This is a genomic window from Bacteroides rodentium JCM 16496, from assembly GCF_000614125.1.
In the GTDB taxonomy this organism is placed as follows: Bacteria; Bacteroidota; Bacteroidia; order Bacteroidales; family Bacteroidaceae; genus Bacteroides; species Bacteroides rodentium.
In genome coordinates, this window is the sequence record NZ_BAKJ01000006.1 from 1 (window position 1) to 23,212 (window position 23,212).

Genomic DNA, 23,212 nt, shown 5'->3' on the forward strand with positions numbered 1-23,212 from the left:
GACTTTAGGTTGCCGGATAATGTTCCTTGGGGATAGTATCCTTTGATATAGACTGTACTGCCGTCGGTAGGGTAATATTGCGCGGGAGTGAGCGAAAAAGCGGCAGAGGCCGTGCTCGAAGCGGTAAAGGTTCCGGTCGCTGTCCATAAGCCGGTACTATAGTCACCGCTGCTTGCAGAAGCTACAAAGTTGGCAGTGACAGATTGGCCAGTGTTTACCGGACCTTTTGTTTGGATACTCGATACACCTGCACTTACTGTGATTTCAACAGGAGCTTCGTTTTTTGGGGGAACACATTCGTTCTCTTCATCGGTGCTACAACCGGCCATAAGGGTTGCAGCCATTGTTATTAGTATAAACTTTTTCATACGTCAAGGTTTTTAATTGTTCATTAATCGTTTTAAATTGAAAGGGCTGTTATTACTAAACTTGCACTTTTGCTATTATAACAATATGGCCAAGGAGATGTTTTGCTATTTGAGTTCTTTTATTTGGAAAACTTTTCTATGTTTCGTCTTTCACCGATTTCCTTGAAGGAATGGGCATTTATGAAAGGCTGTACATTCATAGGGCGGTTCTTTAAGTCCGTTCTTTTTAGAGCCTGTTTAAATGGAAAATTTAAACAGGCTCTGAGAATATACCAAAACAAAACTTCTCACTTTCGAACAAAAACACTATTTTTGCATGCTAATCCGTGAACTTATATATCAAGAAATGATAGAAGACATTAAAAAAGCCTGCCAGGTGATGAGCGAAGGCGGGGTAATTCTGTATCCGACAGATACAATTTGGGGCATAGGTTGTGACGCAACCAATGAAGAAGCGGTGCGCCGTGTATATGAAATCAAGCAACGCTCTGACAGTAAGGCGATGCTGGTATTGGTAGATTCCCCGGTAAAGGTGGATTTCTATGTGCAGGATGTTCCGGAGGTTGCCTGGGATTTGATAGAACTGGCTGACAAGCCCCTTACTATCATTTATTCCGGAGCGCGTAATCTGGCTCCCAACTTGCTTGCCGAAGATGGCAGTGTAGGTATCCGCGTCACCGGTGAGGCATTTTCGAAGCGGCTTTGCCAGCAGTTCCGTAAGGCGATAGTCTCTACTTCTGCCAATGTCAGCGGACAACCGTCTCCCGGCAACTTCAGTGAAATAAGTGAAGACATCAAGTCGGCGGTGGATTATATAGTAGGATACCGCCAGGAGGAAACGGGACGCCCGAAACCGTCCAGCATCATCAAGTTGGGCAAGGGCGGAGTCATTAAGATTATTCGCGAATAAAAGGGAAAATGGCAGAGGACAAGAGGGGTTTGTTGCAGCGCTTCATCATATGGCGCGAAAAGAATATCAAGGAAAAGCAGTTCATACTGATTCTCAGTTTCCTTGTAGGTATCTTTACGGCATTCGCCGCACTGATACTGAAAGTCATCATACACTGGATACAGAACTTCCTGACGGACAATTTCAATGCGACGGAGGCCAACTACCTTTATCTGGTCTATCCGGTAGTGGGTATCTTCCTGACCGGATTGTTTGTACGCTACGTGGTGAAGGACGACATCAGTCATGGTGTTACCAAAATACTATATGCCATTTCGCGGCGGCAGGGACGCATCAAACGGCATAACACTTGGTCGTCCATCATAGCCAGTTCCATTACCATCGGTTTTGGTGGTTCGGTCGGGGCGGAAGCGCCTATTGTGCTGACGGGTTCGGCTATCGGTTCCAATCTGGGAACCATCTTCAAGATGGAGCATCGTACGCTGATGCTATTGGTGGGATGTGGTGCTGCCGGTGCGGTTGCAGGCATTTTCAAGGCACCGATTGCCGGTCTGGTATTTACGCTGGAGGTGCTGATGATAGATTTGACAATGTCCTCCTTGTTGCCGTTGCTGATATCTGCGGTGACGGCTGCAACTGTCTCCTATATCGTGACGGGTACGGATGCCATGTTCAAATTCCACCTGGACCAAGCTTTCGAATTGGAGCGTATTCCGTATGTCATTATGCTGGGTATCTTCTGCGGATTGGTTTCCCTTTATTTCACCCGGGCCATGAACTCTGTGGAAGGCGTGTTCGGAAGGTTGAGAACTCCCTATAAGAAGCTGATAATGGGCGGTGCCATGCTGAGTATCCTGATATTCCTTTTTCCTCCGTTGTATGGCGAAGGTTACGATACGATAGAGTTGTTGCTGAATGGGATGAGCAATGCCGAGTGGGACACGGTGATGAATAATTCCTTCTTCTACGGACACGGCAATCTGTTGCTGATATACCTCATACTGATTATTCTGTTCAAGGTCTTTGCCTCGAGTGCCACGAATGGCGGTGGTGGTTGCGGCGGTATCTTCGCACCTTCGTTGTATCTGGGGTGTATTGCCGGTTTTGTCTTTTCACATTTCAGCAATGAAATAGAGATGACGGCTTATCTGCCGAGAAGAACTTTGCTTGATGGGAATGGCAGGGGTCATGAGTGGGGTCATGCACGCTCCGCTGACCGGCGTGTTCCTCATAGCCGAGCTTACGGGAGGATACGACCTGTTCCTGCCACTGATGATTGTTTCCGTCAGTTCCTATCTTACCATCATCATGTTTGAGCCTCATAGTATCTACTCCATGCGTTTGGCCAAGAAGGGGGAGCTGCTTACACACCATAAGGACAAGGCCGTGCTTACCCTGATGAAGATGGAGAATGTGGTGGAAAAGGATTTTGTGACCGTGCATCCCGAAATGGATTTGGGTGAACTGGTAAAGGCTATTTCCGCCTCGCATCGCAATGTCTTTCCCGTGACGGACAAGGAAGGGGTGCTGATTGGCATTGTCCTGTTGGACGATATCCGGAACATTATGTTCCGCCAGGAGTTATATCATCGCTTCACGGTGGGAAAACTGATGACTTCGGCTCCGGCACGTCTGTATGATACGGACAGTATGGAGCAGGTGATGCGCACCTTTGATGATACGAAGGCGTGGAATCTGCCGGTGGTGGATGCGGAAAACAAATACTTGGGCTTCGTGTCCAAGTCGAAGATATTCAACTCGTACCGTGAAGTATTGGTACATTTCTCCGAAGACTGAGGGGATGTACAATTTACCAATTACAATGTACAATTGGCCATTCGGGGTAATGCGTGTGTGTGTGTACATTGTAAATTGTAAATGAGTAAATGGGCACCTGAGCAGCCTCGCAAATGGTACATTGTAAATGGTAAATAGTAAATAATAATGGTGTTGGAAAAGAAAGATTTAAGAATAGTCTATATGGGGACTCCCGATTTTGCGGTGGAGGCTCTTCGTTGCCTGGTAGAAGGAGGCTACAATGTGGTGGGTGTCATTACGATGCCGGACAAGCCTGCCGGACGGGGGCATAAGCTCCAATTCTCTCCGGTGAAACAGTATGCACTGGAACATAATCTTCCGCTTCTTCAGCCGGAGAAGCTGAAGGATGAGGCTTTTGTGGAGGCGTTGCGTGCATGGAAGGCCGATTTGCAGATAGTCGTTGCCTTCCGTATGTTGCCGGAGGTGGTATGGAACATGCCGCGATTGGGCACCTTCAACTTGCATGCTTCCCTGCTTCCGCAGTATCGCGGCGCAGCCCCTATCAACTGGGCGGTGATTAATGGTGATACGGAAACGGGCATCACCACTTTCTTTCTGAAACATGAGATTGATACCGGTGAGGTTATTCAGCAGGTACGGGTACCCATTGCCGATACGGACGACGTGGGTATCGTTCACGACAAACTGATGCTGTTGGGCGGTCGCCTGGTGGTAGAAACCGTAGATGCCATTCTTGCCGGTACGGTGAAAAGTATTCCTCAAGAAGAAATGGCCGTCGTGGGTGAACTGCGTCCGGCACCGAAAATCTTCAAAGATACTTGTCGTATTGACTGGAACCGCCCGGTGAAGCGTATTTACGATTTTGTACGCGGTCTTTCTCCCTATCCTGCCGCTTGGACGGAGCTGGTCCAACCCGGTGGAGAATCTGTTGTGGTAAAAATCTTCGAGACGGAAAAGATAGGGGAATCCCATCAACTGGCTCCCGGAACCTTGCAGACAGACGGGAAGACCTATATCCGCGTTGCTGCCGAAGATGGCTTTGTCGGCATCCGCTCCCTCCAGCTTCCGGGCAAGAAGAGACTGAAAACGGATGAACTGCTACGCGGCTTCCGGTTGACGGAAGAGTATAGGATGAAATAATCTTCTCAATATCCGCTCATACTGAATACAGTTTTATCATTCCACCCTCACTACCCTCACCCTTTCTCTGCACTTCCCTATTCATCGGTGTTGCAGAGGTGGGTGAGGGCAATTTTAAAGGGTGAGGGCAAAGATTGCCCTCACCCTTGTGCATAGTCAATATCTCCATACTTTGAAGTCCTGACTCCTCACTGTCAAGTTACTGTATGTCCACTGCAAAGTTGCTGCATCCTTTTTGCAGTGACGCTGCAATCTGCTTTGCAGTACGACTGCAACTGCTTTGCAGTGCCACTGTAACTGCTTTGCAGTACGACTGCAACCCGTTTGCAGTGCCACTGTAACAGGTGTGCAGTAAGTTTGCAGTAAGGGGGTGAGAGGCTGTCTTGCCTTCTTCTTTTTCTGCTTCATTTCCCATTTATTCCGCTTCACTTCTTTTTTCTGTCCCGGTACTTTGGAATTCTCTACATTTGCTTCCGTCATTTAAAACCCGATAAAAATGTTTAATGCAATAGTACGTTTTTCTGTCAGAAAGAAATTGTTCGTCGGATTGACGACACTTTTTCTCCTTATCGGAGGAATTTATGCAATGGTTACGTTACCCATTGATGCGGTACCGGATATTACCAACAATCAGGTGCAGATTGTGACTGTTTCACCCACGTTGGCACCACAGGAAGTTGAACAGTTGATTACTTTTCCCGTAGAAATTGCGATGAGCAATATTATGAATGTGGAGGAAATCCGTTCGGTCAGTCGTTTCGGTCTGTCTTTGGTGACGGTTGTTTTCAAGGAAAGTGTGCCTACTTTACAAGCACGGCAACTCATCAATGAGCAAATACAGACTGTGTCCGGGGAAATCCCCCCGGAACTGGGTACACCGGAACTGATGCCCGTGACGACCGGCTTGGGCGAAATCTATCAATACACGCTCAATGTGGCTCCCGGATATCGGGATAAGTATGATGCGATGGAATTGCGCACTATCCAGGACTGGATTGTGAAACGCCAATTGTCCGGCATTCCCGGTATTGTAGAGATTAACAGTTTCGGGGGATACCTGAAACAGTATGAAGTGGCGGTTGACCCGGATGCTCTTTATTCTTTGAATATAACTATTGGTGAAGTCTTCGAGGCGATGAACCGCAATAACCAGAACACCGGTGGAAGCTATATTGAAAAGGTGAACCGTGCCTATTATATACGTTCCGAGGGTATGATTGGCAGTCTGAAGGACATTGAACGTATTGTTGTGGCCAACCGTAACGGCATTCCTATCCATATCAGTGATGTGGCTACGGTGCGTTTGGGCAGTGCCAAGCGTTTCGGCGCCATGACTATGGACGGCACCGGCGAATGTGTGGGCGGTATAGCCATGATGCTGAAGGGAGCTAATGCCAATGTGGTGACCACAGAACTGGAAAAACGTGTGGAGAAAGTGCAGAAGATGCTTCCCGAAGGTATCAGTATCGAACCTTATTTGAACCGTTCGGAGCTGGTCAACCGTAATATCTCTACTGTTATCCGCAATTTGATAGAAGGTGCAGTCATTGTGTTTCTGGTACTTATCATTTTCTTGGGCAATGTACGTGCCGGGCTGATAGTGGCTTCGGTCATTCCGCTTGCCATGCTTTTCGCTTTTATACTGATGCGTATTTTCGGTGTCTCAGCCAATCTGATGAGTTTGGGCGCAATAGACTTTGGTATTGTAGTGGATGGCTCTATTGTTATTTTGGAAGGTATTTTGGCTCATATCTATGGTAGCCGTTTCCGGGGGCGTACATTGTCGCAAGAAGAGATGAACCGGGAAGTGGAAAATGGCGCAGGGGGTGTGATGCGTTCCGCCACTTTTGCCGTTCTCATCATCCTGATTGTGTTTTTCCCCATATTGACCTTGACGGGAATTGAAGGCAAATACTTTACTCCTATGGCAAAGACATTGGTGTTCTGTATTATAGGAGCCTTGCTGCTTTCCCTTACCTATGTACCCATGATGGCTTCCCTTTTCTTGAAGCGGACTATCAAGGACAAAAAGGTCTTTGCCGATTATTTCTTTGAAAAGCTGAACCGGGGGTATCAACGGGCGCTTGAATGGTGCCTGCATCATGTGCGTATTACGGTTTCTGCGGCTTTTCTGGCATTGGCAATCAGCTTGTTCCTATTCACTAAGCTTGGGGCAGAGTTTATCCCGACTTTGGACGAAGGTGATTTTGCCATGCAGATGACGCTTCCTGCGGGCAGTTCGTTGACCGAAAGCATTGAAGTGTCCCGTTTGGCGGAACAAGCCTTGAAGAAGGAGTTCCCCGAAATCAGACACGTGGTTGCCAAGATTGGTACGGCAGAGGTGCCTACAGACCCGATGGCGGTGGAAGATGCCGATGTGATGATTGTGATGAAACCTTTTAAGGAATGGACCAGCGCTTCGAGCCGTGCAGAGATGGTGGAGAAGATGAAAGCTGCCCTTGAACCGCTTTCGGACCGTGCCGAATTCAATTTTTCGCAACCCATCCAGCTTCGCTTCAACGAATTGATGACGGGAGCAAAAGCAGACATTGCTGTCAAACTTTATGGAGAGGACATGGAGGAACTTTATAGTAAGGCGAAGGAAGTTGCCCGGTTTGTGGAGAAGATTCCCGGTGCTTCCGATGTAATTGTGGAGCAGGCCATGGGATTGCCCCAGTTGGTGGTACAGTATAACCGTGCGAAAATAGCCCGTTACGGCATCAATATCGAAGAGTTGAATACCATTGTCCGCACGGCTTATGCGGGCGAGAGTGCCGGAGTGGTTTTTGAGAATGAACGTCGTTTCGACTTTGTGCTCCGGCTGGATAATGACAAAGTGAAGGATTTGAATCTTGACAAACTCTTTGTGCGCACTACGGACGGTATACAGATACCCGTCAGCGAGGTGGCTACCATTGACTTGGTGGACGGTCCTTTGCAGATTAACCGTGATGCGACGAAGCGTCGCATTGTGATAGGGGTAAATGTGCGTGGGGCCGATATTCAGCAGGTAGTGAACGATATTCAGCATACGCTGGAACAGAATATCAGTTTGAAGCCCGGTTATTATTTCTCCTATGGAGGGCAGTTTGAAAACCTGCAGAATGCCATTAACACCTTGTTGGTGGTGGTTCCGGTAGCTTTGTCGCTGATTCTGCTGTTGCTCTTTTTCGCATTCAAGTCAGTTACTTATACATTGGTGGTGTTCAGCACGGTACCTTTGTCGTTGATTGGCGGAATCTTGGCCTTGTGGTTGCGCGGACTGCCGTTCAGTATATCGGCGGGCGTAGGATTTATAGCCTTGTTCGGCGTGGCGGTACTCAACGGTATTCTGATGATTAATCATTTCAACGGGGTGCGTAGGAGTACACGTTATAGCATGACCACTTCGCGTATCATCCGTGAAAGTTGTTCCCATCTGCTCCGTCCGGTGTTCCTTACGGGACTGGTTGCTTCGTTGGGGTTTGTACCTATGGCAATTGCTACTTCGGCAGGGGCGGAGGTCCAACGTCCGTTGGCAACGGTGGTCATAGGAGGGTTGCTTGTTTCCACGGTGTTGACTCTGTTGATAATTCCCGTATTCTATCATATTGTAAATTCAACGGTTATGTTACGTCATGGTAAAATGAAAAAATGGTTTGGTTTTGCGGTGTCCTTCTTCTTGCTGTGTAGTTTCCCGATAGGGCCAATGCCCAGGAAGCGCAAACGATGAGCCTGGAGCATGCCATTGAGATGGCTGTACAGAATAATCCCCGCCTGCGGATTGCTGCGACGGATGTCAAACGCATACGGGCTGCTCGTGGCGAAGTTGTGGAATTGGCGTCTACCGAATTCAGTTATTCATGGGGACAACTGAACGGGACAGAACGGAAGGATAAGGAAACGGCTGTCACCCAGCCGATAGGTTCCATTTTGGCACCTTTCTACAAGAATGCACTTGTAAACAGGCAAGTGGCAACGGGCAATTATTACAAACAAATGGTAGAAAAAGAAGTGAAAGCGGAAGTGAAGCGTGCCTGGGCCTATTATTTGTATGCTTACAATCTTCGGGACATGTACCGGGAGCAGAGCATGTGGGCAGACCGTTTGCAGCAAGCCGGAGAACTGCGTTACCAACAAGGGGATATCACGTTGCTTGAGAAAAGCATGACCACTACGATTGCTGCGGACATGCGCAATAAATTGTTTCAGGCTACCGAGGAGTTGAAGCTTGCCGCATCCCGCCTGCAATGGGTATGCTATTCGGATGTTCCCGTCACACCGGACGAAACATCCGTCCGGCTTTATCCCGTTAGGTGGATAGCCTGCCGCTTTCGTCTGCCCATCTGAACTATTTCCACAGCCAGGTTGACGAAAAGCAAGCGATGCTGAACATTGCACGTAGCCGTTTCTTTCCGGAGTTGTCCGTAGGGTATGTTCGCCAGAATATTCTTCCGGACAAGGGCTTGGATTCCTGGATGGTCGGTGTGTCGTTTCCCGTTTGGTTTTTGCCGCAACGCAGTAAAATCCGTCAGGCGAAGTTTGAACGCAATATGGCGCAAACACAAGCCGATGCCAATGCCCGTGAATTGAGTAACCGGGTACAGGAATTACGTGCCACTTTGCGACGTTACGGAGAAAGTATACGCTTTTATACCACTACTGCCCTTAGGGAAGCGGACAACCTGGTAAGTACCGCCGACTTGCAGTTCCGCGAGAGTGAAACGGACATCACAGAGTATGTTCAAAGCATGAATGCGGCACGGGAGATTAAGAAAGGGTATATTGAGGCTGTGTATCAGTATAATGTGGCTGCTTTGGAATACGAATTGTATCATTAATAACACATCTATATATAATATGAAAAAGATAGATTTTCTTGTTGTTGTTTTGCTGTTGGCATCCTGCAACTCTTCGAATAAACATCCTGAAACGGTTGTTGCCAATCCGATGCCGGATACGGCTACCGTAGTGAGGGAAACAACAGATACTGTACAAGTGGACGGTATGACCTCGGCAACCGCCATTGCCAATCCTGCTTCATTCAATGGTACACTGGTCATTCCTCCCCGAAATTTAGCTACCGTGGCACTTAGTATGGGAGGGATTGTGAAAGATTTGGCATTGCTTCCGGGCACTTATGTTCGTAAAGGTACCGTATTGGGTACTTTAGAAAACCCGGATTTTATCGATTTACAGCAGGCTTATCTGGATAGTCAGGCACAACTGGAATATCTGGAGGCTGAATATCGGCGTCAACAGAATCTTTCGCGTCAGGAAGCTGCTTCACAGAAGAAGTTCCAGCAAAGCAAGGCCGATTATCTGTCTATGAAGAGCCGCCTGCAAGCTTCAGCTGCACAGTTGCGCTTGTTGGGAGTGGAGCCGGAGGAACTGTCTGCCGGCGGTATCCGTCCGTACATTGAGGTGAAGGCACCCATCAATGGCTATATAGGGAATGTGCAGGCCAATCTGGGCAAATATCTGGATGCCGGCGCCCCTATTTGCGATATTATAGATAAGAGCCAGACCATGGTACGCCTTACAGCCTATGAGAAAGACCTCGTAGGAATGAAAGTCGGCAGCCGCATGCAGTTTCGTGTGAACGGACTGGGAAAGACTACTTTCCACGCCATCCTGGTTTCCATCGGTCAGCAGGTGGACGATGCCAACCGTTCTATCGAACTTTATGCGAAGGTCTCGGACACCAGCCCTTTGTTCCGTCCCGGCATGTATGTATCTGCCAGAATGGAAAAGGAATAGAGGGAGAATGATTATCTTTGCGGAAGAATGAAAATGAAATTACGAATGGTGGAAGCGAATAAGAAGTATATCCAGCTGACGGTACTTGTATCGTTTGTCGTTGGCTTTTTGATACATTTTCCGGAGCTGGTGTCACTGACGGACGCATTGGAGCAGGAGACTTTGTTTCCTGGGATGTCTCCGGTGGATGTATTGTTTGAAGTAGGGTACACTTTTCTTTCGTTGCTGATTCTTTTTACGGTGAATACATTCTTGTTCGGGTTCAATAACCCGGCGGTACACATATCATGGTGGAAAGTGTTTGCCTCCTTTGTGCTGACATGGCTGTTGAGCAAGTTGCTGGGTGAGCTGTTTGTCTATATGCACCGTAATTTCCAGATTCCGGCGATTGATGCGATGGTGCATCACTATCTGCATCCGGTACGCGATTTCATTATTAGTCTGATTGTGACGGGAACTTGCTATATCAGTTATCTGATACGGGAGCGGCAGGAGGTGTTGTTGCAGAATGGGAAACTCGTTGCCGAGAATATTCAGAACCAGTACCAGGCACTGAAGAATCAGTTGAATCCCCATATGTTGTTCAATTCTTTGAATACGCTTCAGTCCCTGGTGCGAGAAAGTCCGGAAAAGGCCCAGGACTATATCCGTGAGTTATCCCGCGTGTTACGCTATACGCTTCAGGAGAATGATACACATACCGTTACCCTTCGCGAAGAAATGAATTTTGTGGATGCCTATATCTTCTTGATGAAGATGCGCTATGAGGACAATCTGCACTTTAAGATAGAAGTAGACGAACGTATGATGGAATATTGCCTGCCTCCGCTTTCCATACAGACGTTGGTGGAAAATGCCATCAAGCACAATGAGATAAGTAACCGCAAACCGTTGACAATAGAAATCAAGACAATGGTGTCTCCAGATGGAAAGGACATTCGCCTTTGTATAGACAATGATTTACAGCCTCGGCGTGCAACCCCTCCGGGTACGGGAGTCGGGTTGTCCAATCTTTCCAGGCGTTATTGTTTGTTGTTGGGCAAGGAGATACATATAACGGAGTCGGACGGGAAGTTCAGCGTGTGTATCCCGCTTGTAAAATCATGAAAATGGAGATGTTATGAAGGTGCTGATTATAGAAGATGAAAAGGCGGCTGTCCGCAATTTGACAGCGGTGCTGAAACTGGTCGCTCCCGACATGGAAGTGACCGGAACTTTGGATTGCGTGGTGGATGCCGTCGACTGGTTTGCTACACATCCTATGCCTGGCTTGGTATTCATGGATATTCATTTGGCTGATGGCTCGGCTTTTGAAATTTTCGAGCATGTGGATATTACATGTCCGGTTATTTTTACGACTGCCTATGATGAATACGCGTTGCGTGCATTTAAGGTGAACAGCATTGACTATCTGCTGAAACCTATTGGGCAGGAGGAAGTGGAAGCGGCACTTGCCAAATTAAAACATCTGCATAGGGAACGTTTGGATGAATTGGACTTTCTGAAACTGATACAGAACTTGAAGAGGGAGGAAAGCTATAAGACTCATTTTCTGATTCCGGTAAAAGGTGACAAGCTTTTACCTTTGTCGGTGGAGGACATTTCCTATTTCTACATAGCAGACGGAATTGTAAAGGCAGTGACTTCGGAAGGAAAGGGTTATGTTCTTACCCAGACAATGGATGAATTGGCGGAATGCCTGAATCCCTCTCTCTTTTTCCGTGCCAACCGTCAGTATTTGATATCCAGAGGTGCCGTGAAAGATATTGATTTATGGTTCAATAACCGTTTGGCCATTAATCTGTATGTGGCTGCACCCGAAAGAATTGTGGTAAGTAAGGCACGGGTAGGAGAGTTCAAAGAATGGTTTGCCGGAGAACGTTGACTATAGGTTGATGGGGGAATATTAGGATGAATGGAATCTTTTGTCTACATTTGTACAACATAAAGGTATAACCATTAGAACATAACATTATGAAACCAATCATATCCCCTTCTATTCTCTCTGCCGATTTTGGTTATCTGGCACGAGACATTGAAATGATTAACGAAAGTGAGGCGGAGTGGGTACATATCGACATCATGGACGGTGTGTTTGTCCCTAATATTTCTTTCGGATTCCCGGTACTGAAGTATGTGGCAAAACTGTCGCAGAAGCCTCTGGATGTACATCTGATGATTGTACAGCCGGAGAAGTTTATTCCGGAGGTGAAGGCTCTGGGAGCACATGTCATGAATGTGCATTACGAGGCTTGTCCGCATCTGCACCGCGTGGTGCAGCAAATCCGCGAAGCAGGAATGCAGCCGGCAGTAACGATTAATCCGGCAACTCCCGTGTCCTTGTTGAAGGATATTATTAATGATGTATACATGGTGCTGATAATGAGCGTAAATCCCGGCTTCGGTGGACAAAAGTTCATAGAGCATTCTCTTGACAAGGTGCGCGAGTTGCGTGAATTGATTACGGTTACCGGTTCGCAAGCCTTGATAGAAGTGGACGGTGGCGTAAACTTGGACACCGGTTCGCGTCTGGTAGAGGCTGGAGCAGATGTACTGGTGGCTGGCAATGCCGTTTTCTCGGCTCCCGACCCGCAGGAGGCCATCCGTGCATTAAGGAATCTGTAATCCGTCTTCTGGATTGATAATCGACAGCTGGCAACGGCATCCTTTCCTTCGACTGTTGATGCCGTTGGTAGTTGGTATTTTGTGTGGAGATGCGTTTCCACACGTGCTTTCTGCATGGGAGTATGTGGCAGGTTTTCTGCTTTTTCTCTTTATTATAGGTAGATACAAGCATACCGGATGGGTGTATGGAGCGGCGGTATACCTTTTCTTGGGTGGTACGGGGTTCTGCTTGATGAGTTGGCAGCAGGGAAAGACGGTATTTCCCTTTTCGGGCAAACCTGCTGTTTATAGGGTTTGTATCCGCGAGCATCCCGAAGAGAGGGAGCGCAGCATATTGTGCAGGGTTGCCCTGCTGGGAGAGGTAGAGCAGGATACTGTTACGGGTTGCCCCCGGAATCATCTTTTTCTGGCTTATTTTCCGAAAGATTCTGCTACGGCCACTTTGCGCCGTGGTGATGAGTTGATGGTATCTGTCCGGCTTGTTCCTCCGGCGAACAATGGTAACCCCGACGAGTTTGACTATGCTCGCTACCTGAGGCGGAAAGGCTATAGCGGCACGGCTTACGTGGCTGACGGACATTGGCGGAAGACGGGGCATGATGCCTCTCGCACTGTCAGCCAGGTGGCACTGGATTATAGGGAGAAAGTGGTTGGCTTATATCGGAGTTTGGGGTTTGAAGCTGATGAATTGGCGGTACTTGCTGCGTTGACAGTGGGGGATAAAGAGGAACTGAGCGATGATATTGTGGAGACCTACTCCGTCTCGGGAGCCAGCCATGTACTGGCACTTTCGGGGTTGCACATAGGTTTTCTGTATGCTTTGCTCTTGCTTGTACTTCGCCCTTTGTGGGGGCGATGGCGGTGGTTGAAACCTTTGTTGCTTTTGCTTCTTGTCCTTTTCCTGGTGAGTTTTGCTTTTTTCACGGGATTGTCCTCCTCGGTGGTGCGGTCGGTCGTCATGTTCTCTTTGTTGGCTTTTGCCGGTTTGCAGCCGGAAAAACCGCTGACTCTGAATACGCTGGCGGCAACTGCTTTCCTGATGCTGCTGTGCAAGTCGGTCTGGTTGTTTGATGTCGGTTTTCAGTTGTCATTCTCGGCGGTTGCAGCTATTGTACTTGTACAGCCTAAGTTATATGCCCTTTGGAAGGTCGACAATCGTTTCCTGCGATATTTGTGGGGACTTATGACAGTGTCTGTGGCAGCTCAGCTGGGTACGGCCCCTTTGGTCATTTTCTATTTTTCCCGTTTTTCCACTCATTTCCTGCTGACTAATCTTTGGGTAATTCCCATGGTGTCGCTCGTGCTGTATTCGGCGGTATTCCTGTTGCTGCTTACGCCGTTGCCTTTTGTACAACATCTGTTTGCAAGGGTCGTAGAGGCATTGGTGCATGCCAGAATGAAGTGCTTTGCCGGATAGAGCATCTTCCCGGTGCTGCTGTCGATGGCATCTGGCTGGATATATGGGGCGTTTTGCTCGTCTATCTGTTCTTGGGGATGGCATATTATGGCTTTCTGCGCCTTACGGTACGTAGAGTCTGCCTGGCGTTGCTGGCGTTGTTGGCAGTGGTTTCCTGGCATTCCCTCTCCATCATGTCCAATGCTCCCCGGCGGGGGATTGCTTTTTATAGCGTGCGAGGTTGTCCCGTTGTCCATTGTATGGCAGACAACCGTCATTCTTGGTTGGCATGTGCCGATAGCTTGCCGGATATGCCGCGTCTGTGCCGTGCCCTTTCTCCGCATTGGAACCGCCTGCGTCTGGAGACTCCCCGACTGGTTACCGGAGATTATACCACTTCCGGCTTATCCATGCGCAACCAGATTGTCTCTTACGCCGGCAAGCGCATCTGCCTTCTTTCCGACAACCGTTGGCGGAACAAGAAGTCTTCCCGTCCCCTTACTGTTGATTACCTATATATTTCCAAAGGATACCAAGGTGGGATAGAGGAACTTACTCCGCTCTTTTCCATAGGCATGGTGGCGCTCGACGCTTCTCTTTCAGACTATTATCAGAATAAGATTGCCGATGATTGCGTTCGCTTGGGTATTCCCTATCTTCTTCTTTCTCAAAAAGGTTCTTACCGCATATTGTTATAAATCACAAACTTTTCGTATTTTTGCCGCTTCAATTTGTTATAAACGCCAAATAGTAAATAGTCAATCGTCAAATAGTAAATAAATATATGTTGACCAAAGTAATAGAACAATCCAAGATAGACCATTTCACCAAATGGTTTGACCGTGCAGACAAGATAGTAATCGTTTCGCATGTGGGTCCCGACGGGGATGCCATCGGTTCTTCTCTGGGCTTGTGGCATTTCCTCAATTCGCAGGGAAAGACGGCGAATGTTATTGTGCCGAACGCCTTCCCCGACTTCTTGAAATGGATGCCCGGGAGCAAGGACGTCCTTCTGTACGACCGTTACAAGGAGTTTGCCGACAAGCTGATTGCCGAGGCGGATGTTATTTGTTGTCTGGACTTTAATGCTGTCCATCGTATAGATGCCATGGGTGACGCTGTTCTTGCATCCCCGGCAAGAAAAATACTGATAGACCATCATCTCCATCCGGAGGATTTCTGCAAGATTATCATTTCCCATCCGGAGATATCTTCCACTTCGGAACTGGTTTTCCGTCTGATTTGCCGTATGGGCTATTTCAGTGACATCTCAAAGGAAGGTGCGGAATGTATCTATACGGGCATGATGACCGATACCGGCGGGTTCACCTATAATTCCAATAACCGGGAAATCTATTTCATTATTAGCGAACTCTTGTCGAAAGGCATTGACAAAGATGCCATCTATCGCAAGGTGTTCAATACCTACTCTGAAAGCCGCTTGCGCTTGATGGGATATGTCTTGTCACAAATGAAAGTCTATCCGGACTATCATGCAGCCTTAATTTCCTTGACTAAAGCCGAACAAAGCCAGTTCGACTATGTGCGTGGAGACAGTGAGGGATTTGTGAACATTCCTTTAAGCATCAAAGGGGTGATTTTCTCTTGCTTCCTGCGTGAAGATACGGAGAAGCCGATGATAAAGATTTCTTTACGTTCGGTCGGTACATTCCCTTGCAATCAGCTGGCTGCCGAGTTCTTTGGCGGCGGCGGTCATTTGAATGCTTCCGGCGGTGAATTTTATGGAACGATGGATGAGGCCCGCAAGGTCTTTGAGCAAGCTTTGGAGAAATACAAACCGCTGCTGAATGCCAAAGGATAAAAAAAGTTCGGTTGTAAAGGTTAAAAGTTACGAACTTTCTATCCGCAGCTTTCAACTTTCAAGGAAATCAGATACTTTTGTACGAAATTACTAAATAACAGAAATGAAGAAACTTACTTTATTCTTTTTTGCCTTACTTGCAGTTTGTTTTGCCTTCCAGGCATGCGATAATTCTAAAACCTATGCCGAAATGCTTGAGGAAGAAAAAGATGCCATCAAAGCATTTATCAAAGACAGTAGCATTGTCGTTATTTCTCAAAGTGAGTTCTATGCGCAAGATTCGACAACGGATGTAAGCAGGAATGAGTATGTGCAGCTGGCAAGCGGGGTATATATGCAGATTGTGGATAAAGGTTCGACGAATCCTGCGGATACAATAAAACCGAATGATTTGGTTTTGGTGCGTTATGAAGAATATGGGCTGATAGAAGAAGCGGTGACTTCATCTAATTTGAACAATCCGACTGTTGTGGATGAATTCAGATATACGGTTACTTCTTCATCCATTGCCGGGCTTTTTACACAAGGCTATATGCTTGTATATCATGGCTCGTCTGTACCTGCAGGCTGGTTGGTTGCGTTGAATTATATTCGTGACGGAGCACATGTGAAGTTGATTGTTCCTTCCAAGATGGGGCATCAGAATGCCATGCAACAAGTATATCCCTATTATTACGACATACATAAACTCCAAATTTGGAACTAACCTATAAATTTTAAATCATTAACCTATGACTCTAATCAAATCTATCTCTGGAATCCGCGGAACTATTGGCGGTGGTGCTGGCGAGGGATTGAATCCGCTCGACATTGTGAAGTTCACTTCAGCTTATGCTACCTTGATTCGCAAGACGTGTACTGTAAAAAGTAACAAAATTGTAGTGGGACGTGATGCCCGTATTTCCGGTGAGATGGTCAAGAACGTAGTAGTCGGTACCTTGATGGGTATGGGCTGGGATGTAGTGGACATTGACTTGGCCTCTACTCCGACTACCGAGCTGGCCGTCACCATGGAAGGTGCCAGTGGAGGTATTATCCTGACTGCCTCACACAATCCCAAGCAGTGGAATGCGTTGAAACTGCTGAACGAGAAGGGCGAATTCCTGAACGCTGCCGAAGGCCAGGAAGTGCTCCGCATTGCCGCCGCCGAAGAATTCTGCTATGCCGAAGTGGACCAACTCGGCTCGTACCGTCAGGATTTAAGCTACAACCAGAAGCACATCGATAGCGTATTGGCGCTCGACCTCGTAGATGTGGAAGCCATCCGAAAGGCGAACTTCCGTGTTGCCATCGACTGCGTGAACTCTGTGGGCGGTATCATCCTGCCGCAGCTGCTCGAGCAGCTTGGTGTTCAGCACGTAGAGAAGCTCTATTGCGAACCGACCGGTAACTTCCAGCATAATCCCGAGCCTCTGGAAAAGAACTTGGGCGACATCATGAACCTGATGAAAGGTGGAAAGGCAGACGTTGCATTTGTTGTAGACCCTGATGTAGACCGCCTGGCAATGATTTGCGAAGACGGCAAGATGTACGGTGAAGAATATACGCTGGTTACTGTTGCCGACTACGTATTGAAACATACTCCGGGCAATACGGTATCCAATTTGAGTTCGACCCGTGCCTTGCGCGACGTAACCCGCAAGTATGGGCAGGAATATTACGCGTCCGCCGTAGGTGAAGTGAATGTGACTACCAAAATGAAGGAAGTAGGTGCCGTTATCGGTGGCGAAGGAAACGGTGGGGTAATCTATCCGGCCAGCCATTATGGACGTGATGCCTTGGTAGGTATTGCCTTGTTCTTGAGCCATCTGGCACACGAAGGTAAGAAGGTGAGCGAACTCCGTGCATCCTATCCTGCATACTTCATGGCAAAGAATCGTGTAGACTTGACTCCTGAAACAGATGTAGATGCTATTCTTGCCAAGGTGAAGGAGCTGTATAAGAATGAAGAAATCAATGATATAGACGGTGTGAAGATTGACTTCCCCGATAAATGGTTCATCTGCGTAAGAGCAATACGGAACCGATTATCCGTGTCTATAGCGAGGCTGCCACACCGGAGGCTGCCGAGGAGATAGGTCAGCAGATTATGAAGGTGATTGAAGATTTGGCGAAATAAAATCGTCAAGTAGATATACAATGAATGGAGGGTGGCGACACCCTCTTCATGTTTCTTTTAGGCGCGGATTACGCAGCTTTCACGGATTTGATTTGTATAATCCGCGTTTTTCTGCGTAATCCGCGCCTGATGTTATGTTTCGGTTATTGGGTAGAGATGCCGGAGATGACTTTCTCTATCTCTCCCTCAAAGTTGGGCGTGAATATTCCTTTCCCGATGTTTTCTTTTATTTCATCGATGCTCCAGAAACGTCCTCCATCCAGTTCGTCGCTGGGCTGGATTTCTCCGTCATAGACTGTTTTGTGTACAAAGACGAGTTCCCGCTCGCGGGCAGATTCAAAGAGGTAGTGTGTCACTGTTTCGGGAATAAAATCCGTGATGCCGAGTTCTTCGCGTACTTCGCGTTTCAGCGCCATCTCTACACTTTCACCTAAATCGACGTGTCCGCCTACGGCGGTGTCCCACTTCCCCGGCTGTATGTCTTTCCATTCGGGACGTTTCTGTAGATACAACTCACCTTTGGAATTGAATACATGAAGATGGATTACCGGATGCAGCAGTTTGCTACCGTTATGGCATTCGCCACGGGTGGCGGCACCTGTGATGTTGCCTTGTTCGTCGACAAGGGGGAACATTTCTTGATTGTTATCGTGGTTCATTGTGCTTAGGGTATTAATAATGATGAATCTCCATAGCTCAGGAAGCGGAAATCATGTGCCAGTGCATAGTTATAAATCTTTTGCCAGTCACCATGTACGAAAGCCGATACGAGCAGCAGCAAGGTACTTTGCGGTTGGTGGAAATTAGTCACCATCGCCTTCACGATTTTGTATTCATATCCCGGAGCGATGATGATTTGGGTGCTGGTATGCAGAGCCTCCATGCTATGTCTGTCCAGATAGGCGAGAATGGCTTGCAGGGCTTCCACAGCAGAGGGGACGGCAGCTTTGGCAGACATTTCATAAGGCTGCCATTGGCGGACGTGCAAGTCTTCCTCTGTGGCTTCCGGATTATTCAGTAAAGTGGTTCCGATGTGATAGAGGCTTTCCAATGTGCGCACTGAAGTTGTTCCTACGGCCACTGCCTTGCCGCCGTGTGCTATGAGTTTTTCCAATGTATTGCGCGAAACAGAGATGTATTCCGTATGCATTTCGTGCCCTTCTATCTCTTCGCTTTTCACCGGTTTGAAGGTTCCGGCTCCCACATGGAGTGTCAGTTCTTCCAATTCTACTCCTTTATTGCGCAATGCGTCCAATACGCGTGGGGTGAAATGCAGTCCCGCTGTAGGGGCAGCCACCGAACCTTTGATTTTGGAGTAGACGGTCTGGTAAGTCTCCTTGTCACTTTCCTGGGTCTCCCGGTTCAAGTAGGGGGGATGGGCAATTCACCGAAGACCTCGAGAATGTCGGCAAAAGTCACTTCCGGATTATTCCAGCGGAAGTCCACCCAATGGCTGGTGCCGTGGCACGCGCCCCGTTCGGCGGTCAGAGTGAGTGGCTGGCCTTTCACGGTCATCTCACGTTTCAGCATGCCTTCCTTCCACTTTTTCAGGTTGCCGACCATGCAGAGCCAGGCGGCATGCTCGGTTTGCTGGAAGTTGAGGGCGTAGTCGTTCGGCTGTATGGGTTCCAGGCAGAAGACTTCAATCAGTGCTCCCGTTTCTTTCCGGAAATGCAGGCGTGCCTGGATGACTTTGGTATTGTTGAATATCATCAGGCTTCCCGATGGCAGATACTCCGGCAGTGAAGCGAATCTGTCTTCTGAAACTTCTCCGTGGCGATACAATAACAGTTTGGACTGGTCGCGTACGGATAATGGGAACTTTGCAATGCGTTCGTCCGGCAGAGGGTAGTTGAACTCGCTGATTCTGATATGTCTGGGGTCTTCTTTCATGATGGCTTTCTCTTTATTATATCGGCTGCAAAGGTACGGATATTTGGAAGATTTGAAGAATAAGGGAAATAATTCCTAACTTTGCAGGAAGAAAGTAGGAAAAGACAAACTAAAAGATAAGTTACTATGAAGATAGGAGATAAAGTCCGTTTCCTCAGCGAAGTGGGGGGCGGCACAGTGACCGGATTTCAAGGGAAAAACATCGTGTTGGTGGAAGATGCCGACGGTTTTGATATACCGATGCCTATAAACGAATGTGTGGTGATAGAGACCGATGATTATAATATCCCCACTCCGGCAGCGAAGCTGCCGCCAAGAAGCGAAGAGAAGAGGAGCGGCAAGCACCTATTGAATCTGCCGCAGCAAGAACATCTGCCGCAGCCGCTCCAAATGTTTCCGAACCCCGACCGGGCCGTTTGGAGAAACCGCAGATATCCGTCTATCGCCAGCCTGAGATGAAAGGCGGGGATATCCTGAATGTTTTTCTGGCTTTTGTCCCGGAGGATATCAAGGCTGTCAGCACTACACCTTTTGAGGCATATTTGGTGAACGACAGTAACTATTATATGTATTACACCTATTCGAGTGCCGAAGGAAAGTCCTGGACAGTCCGTTCGCACGGCGTGATAGAGCCGAATACGAAACTTCTGCTGGAGGAGTTCGAAAAGTCCGAATTGAACGACCGCGAGCGTGTGATGGTGCAGCTGGTGGCATTCAAGGATAACCGCTCGTTTGCCATGAAACCGGCTGTCAATGTGGAACTCCGCATAGATATGGTGAAGTTCTATAAACTGCATACCTTCCAGCAGACTGATTTCTTTGAAACACCTGCCTTGATGTATGATATTGTCCGGAATGACCAGCCAGCCAAGCAGGTGTATGTTTCGGCAGAAGAACTGAAGGAGGCCTTGATACAGAAAAAAACGGCAGATACTCCGTCCAAACCGCAGACGGTCATCAAGCGTGGCGGCAAGAATGGGATTGTCGAGATTGACCTGCATATCGGCGAGTTGCTGGACGACACCCGCGGCATGAGCAACAGCGAAATATTGAATTATCAGCTGGACAAGTTCCGTGAAGTGATGGAACAGTACAAGAACAAGCGTGAACAGCGTATTGTCTTTATTCACGGAAAGGGGGATGGCGTGCTTCGTAAAGCGCTGTTGGATGAACTGAAACGTAAATATTCCAATTGCCGCCATCAGGATGCTTCGTTCCAGGAGTATGGGTTTGGGGCGACGATGGTGACGATAAAATAGGGCAATCGTGCCGGGAATAAACAAATCATTTTACATTCGTTTGTTCCCGGCATAATTGTTTCCTGATTTTTAAAAAGCCGATGCCATTGCCATCAATATTATGACAAAAAGGATGGAGAGGAATACATTCACTAAAAATATGCCTATACCCCATTTTTTCCAACTGTCTTGAACTGTTATGTAATGTTCCGGATTACGCCACTGCTTATTTTGCCAAGCCCATTTGGATCCCATGATTCCGAATATAAGGTTGGTGATAGGGAAGAGCCAGCCGAAAAAGATTGATATAAGAAAAAGCCACCACATGCCGTTGGCGAACCCCCACAGTGGATAAAGGAAGAAAGCTCCCCAATTAAATCGGGTAATTTCTACTTCTATATTTACATTATTGTCATTGTTGGTATATGCTTTTTGCTCATTTAAGATAGGAGGAGTATATGCTGCTTGTGATTGATAGGTTGGATTTATTATGGTTTTACTTTTTACATTAGGATTGTATCCCTCATTGAATTGAGTGGAATGCCTTTTCTCCTGTGGAAAAAATATCTCAATCTTTTCCCATGCCAATGGGTATTTTCCTGCCAGTAAAATGGCATCACCGTAATTGATAATCGTAGATTGGTGATGTATCTGCATGTTGTTGATAAGGGTACCATTTGTACTGGTATCTTTAAATATAAGCTGATTCCCGTTTGAATAAATCACGGCATGAGCATTGCTTACATGAACGCAATTCTGATTATATAGAATGTCACTATTCGGTGCCCTGCCTATCGTCACTTCCCTTTGTATCATTTTTTTGCGGCTATTTAATTCTGAATGGTATAATAGTTTTTCCGATGGGGTCATAAATAGCATATAATCCTTTATCGGGAATGCTGTATTCAAATCTGGTAGTCTTGTTTACACTTGTCTGTACGAGGCGTGGTTGAATATTTGTTTTTACAATATCCTCAAATGTGAATCCAAGAAAGCTTTTCTTCTTTTTCTTGTCTGTGTATTTCTTTACTTTTACTATTTCTAAAGACATATTTTGAACATTGTCCGCGAATCGTGTTTCAATAGTAATTTCGTTGACTGGCTGTTCCTTTTCCAATACAACAAGGCATGTGTCTTCAGATAAAGTGATGTACGAGCCTTCTTCTGTTGCTTTCAGTATATTTGTCTGTTGACGATTTACAACAAGTTCTCCTTCTCTTAATAAAATGTCAAACAATGGTTTGAATTTAGGATTCACTTCCTTTCTATATTCTTCTATATCTGCCAGTTTCACACTTTGAGTATTTCCGTTCTCGGTTTGTAAGAGAAGGAAATTGTCTGTGGGTATATCACTGAAGTTCTGTTCTATGATAATCCCTTTCAGTGAACCTTTGTTTTCTTTTAGCTGGATGATGTCTAACAATTCGCTTTGTTCAAATAAATCTTGATTCGGATTGATTTTGCGCATGGAGTATTTTACCACCTTACTGGTTTCAAATACTTCAACCACGCCGTTGTCACGGAACAGGCTTAATGTCTTTCCCGGCACTTCTTCTACATATTGTCCTTCATATTCCTGCCCGTTTTCAAGCTTATAGATGCGATTAATCCAGTGAGGGCTGTCTTTCCTCGTATATCGGCTTTGACTACAGCTATAGTGTCCCAATTAAGAGAGTATGAACTGTTGTTCATGTCTAAATATTTGATTTTAGCTCCTTTCTCAAGAATACGGACACGATTGATAGTATTTTTATCGGTCACAATGTCACTCAGTGTTAATATACGGTTGTCTCCAATGCCAATAAAAGCATCGTTTTCTTCTGCCCATTTTATCCAGGTCGGTGATAAATGCTTGATATTGATATCGTGGTCAACGATAGACTTCGTGTCTTTTCCAGGCATGAAAATAATGGCTTGCTCGGCAGTAAAAGAAAAGTTTTTGCCGGGACGTTGCATTGAAATATAGCCACATAATTCAGAACCATTTTTCAAAAATATTTTTTGTACAATAGTAGAGTTTACCTCTAATGCAACCAGCATCAGCGATACGAACATAAGTAATTGTTTTAGTTTCATATGAATGGTATTTATACTAAGAAAATCTATCTTGATATGATAACCGGGGTTTGTAAAAGGAGACCGGGGCAGCACTATAATTGTTGCTGGCTGGCTCTTCCAACAAT

The 23,212-nt window shown here is 46.9% G+C and carries 15 protein-coding genes and 7 pseudogenes; 15 read left to right on the forward strand and 7 right to left on the reverse strand.

Translation table 11 applies throughout. The annotated features are described in order from the left end of the window. Window positions 1–368, reverse strand: a pseudogene (locus JCM16496_RS03885) (fimbrillin family protein); the annotation flags it as partial. A gap of 346 nt (window positions 369–714) precedes the next feature. Between JCM16496_RS03885 and JCM16496_RS03895 the strand changes: the two are divergent. From JCM16496_RS03895 to fmt, 3 genes and pseudogenes are all read left to right on the forward strand, one after another. Next, window positions 715–1,278, forward strand: coding sequence for an L-threonylcarbamoyladenylate synthase (locus JCM16496_RS03895; protein ID WP_025832443.1), 564 nt, complete (start codon window positions 715–717; stop codon window positions 1,276–1,278). An 8-nt stretch (window positions 1,279–1,286) separates the two neighbouring features. Continuing rightward, window positions 1,287–3,075 (forward strand): annotated as a pseudogene (locus tag JCM16496_RS03900) (chloride channel protein). A 150-nt stretch (window positions 3,076–3,225) separates the two neighbouring features. After that, window positions 3,226–4,197, forward strand: a complete 972-nt coding sequence (gene fmt / locus JCM16496_RS03905; protein WP_025832445.1) for a methionyl-tRNA formyltransferase — start codon at window positions 3,226–3,228, stop codon at window positions 4,195–4,197. A 156-nt stretch (window positions 4,198–4,353) separates the two neighbouring features. Here the strand turns inward: fmt and JCM16496_RS22630 are convergent, their stop codons facing one another. Next, window positions 4,354–4,677 (reverse strand): hypothetical protein, encoded by a 324-nt coding sequence (locus JCM16496_RS22630; protein WP_025832447.1) that lies wholly within the window; start codon window positions 4,675–4,677, stop codon window positions 4,354–4,356. Window positions 4,678–4,693: 16 nt separating this feature from the next. Between JCM16496_RS22630 and JCM16496_RS21380 the strand changes: the two are divergent. From JCM16496_RS21380 to glmM, 11 genes and pseudogenes are all read left to right on the forward strand, one after another. Next, window positions 4,694–7,802, forward strand: a pseudogene (locus JCM16496_RS21380) (efflux RND transporter permease subunit); the annotation flags it as partial. 103 nt (window positions 7,803–7,905) lie between these two features. Beyond that, on the forward strand, window positions 7,906–8,526 hold the full coding sequence (locus JCM16496_RS25215; RefSeq protein WP_244440230.1) for a TolC family protein: 621 nt from the start codon (window positions 7,906–7,908) through the stop codon (window positions 8,524–8,526). Beyond that, window positions 8,493–9,017, forward strand: coding sequence for a TolC family protein (locus JCM16496_RS25220; RefSeq protein WP_244440231.1), 525 nt, complete (start codon window positions 8,493–8,495; stop codon window positions 9,015–9,017). The genes JCM16496_RS25215 and JCM16496_RS25220 overlap by 34 nt, the downstream gene beginning before the upstream one ends. A 19-nt stretch (window positions 9,018–9,036) precedes the next feature. Beyond that, window positions 9,037–9,936, forward strand: coding sequence for an efflux RND transporter periplasmic adaptor subunit (locus JCM16496_RS03925; RefSeq protein ID WP_025832450.1), 900 nt, complete (start codon window positions 9,037–9,039; stop codon window positions 9,934–9,936). A 45-nt stretch (window positions 9,937–9,981) separates the two neighbouring features. Beyond that, window positions 9,982–11,043 carry a sensor histidine kinase gene (locus JCM16496_RS03930; RefSeq protein ID WP_439644513.1) on the forward strand — a complete coding sequence of 354 codons (1,062 nt, stop codon included), beginning with the start codon at window positions 9,982–9,984 and terminating at the stop codon, window positions 11,041–11,043. 13 nt (window positions 11,044–11,056) lie between these two features. After that, window positions 11,057–11,821, forward strand: a complete 765-nt coding sequence (locus JCM16496_RS03935; RefSeq protein WP_025832454.1) for a LytR/AlgR family response regulator transcription factor — start codon at window positions 11,057–11,059, stop codon at window positions 11,819–11,821. A gap of 89 nt (window positions 11,822–11,910) precedes the next feature. Further along, window positions 11,911–12,561 carry a ribulose-phosphate 3-epimerase gene (gene rpe, locus JCM16496_RS03940; RefSeq protein WP_025832457.1) on the forward strand — a complete coding sequence of 217 codons (651 nt, stop codon included), beginning with the start codon at window positions 11,911–11,913 and terminating at the stop codon, window positions 12,559–12,561. A gap of 58 nt (window positions 12,562–12,619) precedes the next feature. Further along, window positions 12,620–14,655 (forward strand): annotated as a pseudogene (locus JCM16496_RS03945) (ComEC/Rec2 family competence protein). Window positions 14,656–14,741: 86 nt separating this feature from the next. Next, window positions 14,742–15,779, forward strand: a complete 1,038-nt coding sequence (locus JCM16496_RS03950) for a DHH family phosphoesterase (RefSeq protein WP_025832458.1) — start codon at window positions 14,742–14,744, stop codon at window positions 15,777–15,779. A 103-nt stretch (window positions 15,780–15,882) separates the two neighbouring features. Continuing rightward, window positions 15,883–16,485 carry a BamK family beta-barrel-assembly machinery protein gene (gene bamK / locus JCM16496_RS03955; RefSeq protein WP_025832460.1) on the forward strand — a complete coding sequence of 201 codons (603 nt, stop codon included), beginning with the start codon at window positions 15,883–15,885 and terminating at the stop codon, window positions 16,483–16,485. Between the two features lie 25 nt (window positions 16,486–16,510). After that, a pseudogene (gene glmM / locus JCM16496_RS03960) lies at window positions 16,511–17,898 on the forward strand (phosphoglucosamine mutase). Between the two features lie 143 nt (window positions 17,899–18,041). On the opposite strand, the gene JCM16496_RS03965 reads toward glmM, so the two are convergent. After that, window positions 18,042–18,557, reverse strand: coding sequence for an NUDIX hydrolase (locus JCM16496_RS03965; RefSeq protein ID WP_025832461.1), 516 nt, complete (start codon window positions 18,555–18,557; stop codon window positions 18,042–18,044). A gap of 5 nt (window positions 18,558–18,562) precedes the next feature. Next, a pseudogene (locus tag JCM16496_RS03970) lies at window positions 18,563–19,791 on the reverse strand (S-adenosylmethionine:tRNA ribosyltransferase-isomerase). Window positions 19,792–19,917: 126 nt separating this feature from the next. Between JCM16496_RS03970 and JCM16496_RS03975 the strand changes: the two are divergent. Further along, window positions 19,918–21,050 (forward strand): annotated as a pseudogene (locus JCM16496_RS03975) (DUF2027 domain-containing protein). A 69-nt stretch (window positions 21,051–21,119) separates the two neighbouring features. Here JCM16496_RS03975 and JCM16496_RS03980 read toward each other — a convergent pair. The 3 genes from JCM16496_RS03980 to JCM16496_RS03990 are packed head-to-tail and all read right to left on the reverse strand — an operon-like array spanning window position 21,120 to window position 23,105. Then, the gene (locus JCM16496_RS03980; protein ID WP_025832462.1) at window positions 21,120–21,845 is read right to left on the reverse strand and encodes an FHA domain-containing protein; all 726 of its coding nucleotides are present in this window, start codon (window positions 21,843–21,845) and stop codon (window positions 21,120–21,122) included. Between the two features lie 10 nt (window positions 21,846–21,855). Then, the gene (locus JCM16496_RS03985) at window positions 21,856–22,578 is read right to left on the reverse strand and encodes a hypothetical protein (RefSeq protein ID WP_025832463.1); all 723 of its coding nucleotides are present in this window, start codon (window positions 22,576–22,578) and stop codon (window positions 21,856–21,858) included. A gap of 5 nt (window positions 22,579–22,583) precedes the next feature. After that, window positions 22,584–23,105: a hypothetical protein gene (locus tag JCM16496_RS03990; protein WP_128809437.1), complete on the reverse strand. Its 522-nt coding sequence runs from the start codon at window positions 23,103–23,105 to the stop codon at window positions 22,584–22,586. Window positions 23,106–23,212: the final 107 nt, after the last annotated feature.